Source organism: Stenotrophomonas sp. 2YAF22 (genome assembly GCF_052114665.1).
GTDB classification, from domain to species: Bacteria; Pseudomonadota; Gammaproteobacteria; order Xanthomonadales; family Xanthomonadaceae; genus Stenotrophomonas; species Stenotrophomonas indicatrix.
Genome location: NZ_JBFRFE010000160.1, coordinates 1 through 7,507, shown reverse-complemented (window position 1 = coordinate 7,507; position 7,507 = coordinate 1). Strand labels below are relative to the sequence as shown.

6 protein-coding genes are annotated in these 7,507 nt (G+C 64.1%); 3 read left to right on the top strand and 3 right to left on the bottom strand.

The features are described 5' to 3' along the window. From AB4Y84_RS08575 to hslO, 3 genes are all read right to left on the bottom strand, one after another. Positions 1 to 2,719 (bottom strand): TonB-dependent receptor plug domain-containing protein (locus AB4Y84_RS08575; RefSeq protein ID WP_442249995.1); only part of this gene is annotated, 2,719 nt, incomplete at its 3' end. Between the two features lie 375 nt (positions 2,720 to 3,094). Then, positions 3,095 to 3,949 carry an XOO1806 family protein gene (locus AB4Y84_RS08570; RefSeq protein ID WP_442249994.1) on the bottom strand — a complete coding sequence of 285 codons (855 nt, stop codon included), beginning with the start codon at positions 3,947 to 3,949 and terminating at the stop codon, positions 3,095 to 3,097. Between the two features lie 120 nt (positions 3,950 to 4,069). Further along, entirely contained in the window at positions 4,070 to 4,963 is an 894-nt protein-coding gene (gene hslO / locus AB4Y84_RS08565; RefSeq protein ID WP_442244898.1) for an Hsp33 family molecular chaperone HslO, read from the bottom strand. A 77-nt stretch (positions 4,964 to 5,040) separates the two neighbouring features. On the opposite strand from hslO, the gene mtgA reads away from it, so the two are divergent. The 3 genes from mtgA (at position 5,041) to AB4Y84_RS08550 (ending at position 7,306) form a co-directional block, all read left to right on the top strand. After that, complete coding sequence (mtgA, locus tag AB4Y84_RS08560) at positions 5,041 to 5,790, top strand: monofunctional biosynthetic peptidoglycan transglycosylase (protein ID WP_223496198.1); 750 nt, start codon at positions 5,041 to 5,043, stop codon at positions 5,788 to 5,790. Positions 5,791 to 5,895: 105 nt separating this feature from the next. Further along, positions 5,896 to 6,915, top strand: a complete 1,020-nt coding sequence (locus tag AB4Y84_RS08555; protein WP_442249992.1) for a glycosyltransferase family 2 protein — start codon at positions 5,896 to 5,898, stop codon at positions 6,913 to 6,915. Next, positions 6,875 to 7,306: a CBS domain-containing protein gene (locus AB4Y84_RS08550; protein WP_223496196.1), complete on the top strand. Its 432-nt coding sequence runs from the start codon at positions 6,875 to 6,877 to the stop codon at positions 7,304 to 7,306. The genes AB4Y84_RS08555 and AB4Y84_RS08550 overlap by 41 nt, the downstream gene beginning before the upstream one ends. The last annotated feature ends 201 nt before the right edge of the window (positions 7,307 to 7,507 follow it).

Genomic DNA, 7,507 nt, shown 5'->3' with positions numbered 1-7,507 from the left:
CCGGCAGGTCGTACTGCGGGTCGAACATGTTGTACGAGGTCGAGTACGAGACCGGCGGCTGCTTGTCCCATGCGTTGTTCAGACCCAGCATGATCGTGCCCTTCCACGGGGTGTTGTAGCGCACCTGGATGTCGTGGTAGGTGGTCGATGCCATGTGGTTCTTGCCGTTCTGGCCGTCGGAGCAGTAGCCCACCAGGTCGGAGTCGCGCACCGGATCGAACGGACATTCTTCGGTCATGCCCGACTTGTAGCGCAGACCGTAGTTCACGCCGAAATCACCGTAGGACCAGTCGACGTACAGGTTGGAACGGATGCGCCAGTACGGATCCTGGTCGAGGTAGCGACCGGCACGGCCGTCGACCGGAGCATCTTCGGTGGACTTGGTGTCCCACTTGGACAGATAGGTGCTGTCCCAGCTGACGGTGAACTGGCCGAACGAGGTTTCCGGCAGCTTGTACAGGACGCCCACATCCCAGCCTTCCACCTTGTACGAGGACAGGTTCTGCAGCGGCATGTCGACGTTGGTGATGGTATAGCGCTGGGTCGCGGTGCCGTAGGTCGGGTCGCGGGTGATCAGGCCGCAGTAGGCTGCCTGTTCCTGCGGTGAACCACCGTAGCAGCGATCCATGATGTCGCCGATCGCCGGACGGGTGATGGCGTCTTCGACCTCGATCTGCCACCAGTCCACGGTTACGTTCAGGCCGGTAACGAAGCTCGGGCTCCACACCAGGCCCAGCGTCTTGCTGGTCGAGGTTTCCGGCTTCAGATCAGGGTTGGACTTCCAGGTGAACGCTTCCGGCGTCTGCTTGTTGGCGCCGCTGCCGGCACCCGGCTGCTGGAAGTTCGCCGGTACGCCTTCAGCAGCGCACTGCGCAGCCACCGCACCGGTGCGACGACCGCTGGAGGCCGAGCACGGATCGGCATAGGTTTCGAACGAATCGGCGTCGCCGCGATACAGGTTGTTGATGCTCGGCGCACGGAAGCCTTCGGAGTAGTTACCACGCACCATCAGGTCATCGATCGGCTTCCAGCGGAAACCGAACTTGTTGTTGGTGGTGTTGCCGAAGTTGCTGTACTTCGAGTAGCGCGAAGCCACGCTGAAGTCGAGCAGCTTGGCACCCGGCAGGTCAGCCAGCACCGGGATCGACAATTCCAGGAAGAACTCGTCCAGGTCGTAGGCGCCCTTGGTCGGTGCCGCGCCGTTGCCGGTGCTCAGGCCAGCGGCAATGAACGCGTCCGGATCGAACTGGCCACTTTCCTTACGGCCTTCATAACCTGCTGCGAAGCCCAGCGCACCTGCCGGCAACTGCACGATTTCACCGGAGATGTTGGCGTAGTAGCTCTTGGAAACCAGGCTGGCCGAGTCATGCGCGGTGAAGGAGGCGTAGTCCAGTGCTTCCTGCGAGATCGAGCCCAGCCCGCCCAGCGGATTCATCGGCACACAGCCCGGAATGACAGCGCCGGCTGCGGTCAGACAGACGGCCTGGCCACCCTGCATTGCCGACGGGCCATAGGCTTCGTTCAAGCGCTGGACGTTGAACAGGCCGTAGGTCAGGTCGTTCTGGTCGGTCTTGTCGTAACGGTAGCCGACGTCCCAGTCGAAGTTGCGGTCGGCGAATTCGAAGAAGCCCTCGAAACCACCGTAGAAGTGCCAGTTCTTGACGTTCTGGTTGAACGAACGGCCGCCGGTTTCATTGAAGCGGCGATTCACGCCGGTCAGGTCCTCGCCGAACGGGTTGTACATGCTGCTGGCGCTCAGGCGACGGCCGGTCACCGGCATCGCCGCGAGCAGCTGCTCGGACTTGCGCTCGTTGTACATCGCCTCGGTACGGAAGGTGATGTTGTCGGTGACGTTGTAGGAACCGGTGGCGAACAGCGAGGTGCGTTCCTGCGGGGTCAGCAGGTAGTTGTCCGGCGAGGTGTTGTAACCATGCACGTCGCTGTCGAACGGGGTCTGCACGCCGTTGATGAGTACATAGCGCTCGTCATCGCGGATGTAGGAGCCCGGGATACCGGTGCTGCTCTGGCCGCCGAAGAACGGCGGGCCACCGGCTGAGATCTTGCGATCACCAGCCATCACGGTGCCTTCCTTCACGTAGGACACGCCGAGCACCAGCGACGCGCGGTCGGTGGTGGTGCCGATGGTGAAGTCGGCCGCTTCGCGCTCGCCGTCGCCCTGGCTGTACTGGCCCTTGTAGAAGTTCGCTTCGGCGCCGTCGAAGTTCTGCTTGGTGATGATGTTCACCACGCCGGCGATGGCATCCGAACCGTAGATGGTCGAAGCGCCGTCCTTCAGGACGTCGATCCGCTCGATCATCGCAACCGGGATGGTGTTGAGGTCGACGCTGCCATCCAGGCCGGTGGTCCAGCGACGGCCGTTGACCAGCACCAGGGTGCGTTCGGCACCGAGGTTGCGCAGGCTGATGCCGGACGTACCGTCGCCGCCATTGTTGAAGGTACGGTTCAGTGCGGCACCGTTGGCGGCAACGCGCTGCAGGATGTCGGCGACCGAGGTCACGCCCTGCTTCTCGATGTCGGCGCGGGTCAGGCTCAGGACCGGCTGCGAGGTTTCGATATCGGTGCTCTTGATGCGCGAACCGGTTACCGAAATGCGATCCAGGTTGGTCGCTTCCTGCGCCTRGGCTGTTACGGACGTCGCCGCACCGGCGATCAGCGCGACGACGACAGCGTCACGCAGCTTGTTGGACTGGAAATTCATTGGCTCTCTCTCTCCAAGAAATCTTGGCTGGGGTAGTGCCTGCGCGGCGGGGCCAAAAAAGAAGGCTCCAAAATCGCGAGGCTGAATCGATAGTAACGGCCCTTCGCCAAAAATTAAAGCTGTGTTAATTCACACTGTGGTTACACATGAATGCGCCTTGATTTCTTTTATTTCAACGAGTTATCGGGATGTGCGAAGAGGCGCAACCGCGCCTGCCTGCCCTTGAAGCACAAAAAAGTTTCAGTTGATGCATGTCGTGATGTATCCGTTTGTAACGGATGAGTGCTTTTCGCACTTGACAGATGCGTCCAGAAACAATTCGGGCGCCCCAGGGCGCCCGATGTTGAACACTGCTTGTTACCAGTCGATGAGCGGCTACAGATCCTGCTCGTAGCGCACGTACGGCACGGTGCCGTCATCGTTGCTTTCGTTGCGCGGGGAGAACGGGTTCTTGCCGCGGCTGATGACGTTCTCCGCGCCGACGGTGAGCTGGCCGGACCACGGGGTGCGCCAGGTCAGGCCGATGCCCAGGCCTTCCCATTTGCCGGGCTTGCCGGGAACGTCAACCACGCGACCGATGATGCTGCCACTGAAATTGCCGTAGCCGGCGCCCAGGCTCAGGCTCTTGCTGTCCCAGCGGTCGACGATGGCCGGCGAGGCGTCAGCCAGGGGTACCAGGCGTGCCTTGGCATACGTGCCGGCGATGGAGACAAAGCCTTCGCGACCGATGTTCTTCTGTGCGAACACCGTCAGGTCATTCTGTTCGGCGCGCAGCGAGGGAGTCTTGCTGGGCGTCGCCAGCCAGGCGGGCAGGGTCTCGCGGCCAGTGCCGGCAGTGATTCCCAGGCGGCCGGTGCCACGGTTGAGCGCGGCGGTGCCGGTCAGGCGCCGGTTGGAGCCGATGGCGTCGTCCTCGTCGCCCAGGCTGGCCAGCATGCAATGGCTGGCCAAGYCGCTGATGCTGGAGCCGCTGCTGCTGTTGCACAGCAGGCCCAGCGAGTCGCCCGAGGAAAGGCCGAACGCAGCATCGAGCGAATTGCGGCCGAAATGCCAGCGTGCGCCGACGGCCTGTTCACCGGTCGGTTCCAGATACAGCAGGGCCTCGACCTTGCCACTGCCCTTGTTCCAGACCGGAATCACGGTGCGGGTGTCCTTGCTCTGCGCATGCACGCCCGTGATCGCGCCAAGGGCGATCAGCAGGGCCAGCGGTAGACGCAGGAAGGTACGCATCGGACCAGTTCAGACAGGGACGGACAGTGAAAGTTCCCGCTGGGGCGGGAACTCGATCCTAGGGTGTTTATGAATTCTTAACAAGCCTTGTTCCTCCCCAGATACAAGACTCATTCGTTTTTACTGAAGACGTTCAGGTGCCGGTACAGCCCCCTGGGCACCGTGGAACAGTATGCCGAACTCCGTCAACGGAAAGTGATACTCCTGTCCGCAGAATTCGCAACGTACGTCCACCGCGCCGGTGTCTTCGGCAGCGGCACGGGCCTCTTCCTCGCCCAGCGAGAACAGCATCGAGGCGACCCGTTCACGCGAGCAGGAGCAGGCGAAGGACAGGGCCTTGTCACCCACCAGCTCTGCCTTCTCCTCGTGGAACAGGCGGTGCAGCAGTTCCTCGGCAGGGGTGGCCAGCAGCTCGGCCTTGCCCAGGGTGTCGAACAGTGCGCTGGCGCGGGCCCAACCGTCGTCGTCGCCCTCGTCGCCAGGCAGCTTCTGCAGCAGCAGGCCGGCAGCGCCGTCGCGGCCGGCGGCCAGCAGCAGCCGCGTCGGCAACTGCTCGGACTGGCGGAAGTAGTCCTCGAACGCTTCATCCAGTTCCGGTGCGGTCAGTGCGACCAGGCTCTGGTAGCGCTGCGGTTCACGCGGATCCAGGCCGGGATTCTCGATGGTGATGGCCAGCAGGGCATCCTGGCCCAGGTCGGTCAGGTCGCGGGGGGCGTCGCCGCCTTCAGCCAGCTGGACGATGCCGCGCAGGGTGCCGGCGGCGGTGCATTCGGCGAACAGGGTGCGCAGGGCGGTATTGCTGCGCAGCTGGATCGACAGGCGGCCGTCCACCTTGGTGTGGCCGGTGAACAACGCCGACGCCACGCAGGCCTCGCCGAGCAGCTCGGTTGCACTGTCCGGATACTCGCCGTGGGACTGGATGTCCTGCCAGGTGGTCTGCAGGCGCACGTGGACGCCACGGACACCGGCGTCGGGGAGCAGGAAACGGATAAGGGAATCGGATTGGGCGGTCATCGGCTCACATCGCGCGGAAACAGGGATGGTTGCCGGATAATGCGCCGACAACCAGGCATAAGAAGGATGCACCAGTAATGGGGGCAGGGGGAGAGCAGGACAAGGTAGTGGCCGCCGCCGACACGGCGCCGCGCAGGCGCTGGCGCTGGAAGCGGCTGCTGTGGCTGCCGGTGCTGTTCGTGGCTTTCAGCTGCCTGCAGGTGCTGGTGCTGCGTTTCATCGATCCGCCGCTGTCCACGGTGATGGTCTGGCGTTTCGGCGAGGCACTGGGTGAAGGTGACTGGTCCTACCGGCTGCACTACCAGTGGCGGGACCTTGACCAGATGGCGCCGAGCCTGCCCATCTCGCTGGTGGCCGCCGAGGACCAGCGCTTCCCTGACCATAGCGGATTCGACCTGCAGGCCATTGAAAAGGCGCGCGACCACAACGCGCGGGGCGGACGCCTGCGCGGGGCCAGCACGATCAGCCAGCAGGTGGCCAAGAACCTGTTCCTGTGGCAGGGCCGCAGCTGGATCCGCAAGGGCCTGGAGGTCTGGTACACGGTGCTGATCGAAGCCTTCTGGCCGAAGCAGCGGATCCTGGAGATGTACGCCAACATCGCCGAGTTCGGCGACGGCGTGTATGGCGCACAGGCGGCGGCGCAGACATTCTGGGGCAAGGACGCCGCGCGGCTGAGCCCTGCGGAGAGTGCACGTCTGGCGGCCGTGCTGCCGGCGCCGCGCCGCTACAACGCGGCCAAGCCAGGCCCCTACGTGCAGCGGCGTGCGTCGTGGATCCAGCGCCAGGCAAGGCAGCTGGGTGGAGCGGGGTATCTGGCGGAAGACTGAGGGGCACGAGCGGTGCTGGTGGTACCTCGGTATTCGTACGGCAAGCAGGTGCCTGGAACCGTTGACTGACGGGCTGCGCGCCCGTCAACCACGTACAATCGCGCGATGACTCGCGAACGCCTTACTTTCGTCATCGCCGCGCACAACGAGGAACTGGCACTGCCCCAGCTGCATCCGCGGCTGTGCGCGGTACTGGATGGCCTGGTCGGAATCGATGGGCACATCCTGTACGTGGATGATGGCAGCAGTGACACGACCTGGTCGTTGATCACGTCGCTGGCCCAGACTGACCCGCGGGTATCGGCCCTGAAGCTGTCGCGCAACTTCGGCAAGGAGGCCGCGCTGACCGCCGGCCTGGACCAGGTTCGCGAAGGCGCGGCGATGATCCTCGACGCCGATGGCCAGGACCCGCCGGAACTGGTGCCGCAGTTCGTCGAGCGTTGGCGGGAGGGCTACGACAACGTCTACGGCACCCGCCTGGTGCGCGACGGTGAAAGCTGGAGCAAGCGTGCGACCGCGTCGATGTTCTACCGGGTGATAGGCCGCCTTTCGCGCACGCCCATTCCGGCCGATACCGGCGATTTCCGTTTGTTGTCGCCGCGCGCGCTGAGCGCACTGCGCGAGATGCGCGAACGCCACCGGTTCATGAAGGGGCTCTTCAGCTGGGTTGGTTTCCGCCGCGTGGCGGTGCCGTATCACCGGCACGCCCGCTTGGCCGGCACCAGCAAGTTCAGCCTGTGGCGGCTGTGGAACTTCGCACTGGAAGGCATTACCGGTTTTTCGACGGTCCCGCTGCGGGCGGCCACCTACATGGGGCTGGCCACAGCGGGCGTTGCCTTCGTATTTGCCATCTGGGTGATCGCCAAGGCGGCGATGTACGGCGACCRTGTGGCCGGGTGGCCGACCATGATGGCGGTGATCCTGTTCCTGGGGGGCGTGCAGTTGATCGCGCTGGGGCTGATCGGTGAGTACCTGGGGCGTCTCTACGAGGAATCCAAGCAACGGCCGTTGTACCTGGTTGACGCATGGTTGGCCCCTTCCGTGGCAGACTCGGACCTGCAACCCACCCTGGGAGGGCAGGCAGATGACGTCGGTACGGCAACTGTTGGACGGCAAGTCCCCTGAAGTGCATGCGGTCGCACCTGGCGCGGCGGTGATCGATGCGATCCGGCTGATGGCGCAGAAGGGCATYGGTGCGGTGCTGGTGATGGACGGACCCCGGCTGGTCGGGATCCTGTCCGAGCGTGATTACGCACGCAAGATCGTGCTACACGATCGTTCGTCGCGCGATACCGCTGTGTCGGAGATCATGACCGCGAAAGTAGTGACAGTGAGTCCCGCTGAGCAGGTGGAACACTGCCTGCAACTGGTGACCGATTACCGCATCCGCCATCTGCCGGTGGTCGAGGGCGGGCAGGTACTGGGGGTGATTTCCATCGGTGACCTGGTGAAGTCGGTGATCGATGCGCAGCGGCGCGAGCTGGATCAGCTGCAGCAGTACATCGTGGCGGGGTGAGTTCTGTCGCTGGCGGGCCTGCGGCCCGCCGGCCCGCTTTTCGAAGCCGGAGCAACGGCAAGTGCAAAAGCAAAGCGGCGCCTGCCTGATGTGCGGGGAGGCGGAGGGTATCGCCGTGCAGGACACGCCGTAAACCCATCCCTGGGGGCTCGATGGCGCCTTGCTCGTGTGCGCTGTCCTGCGCACACGGCAAGACCGGGG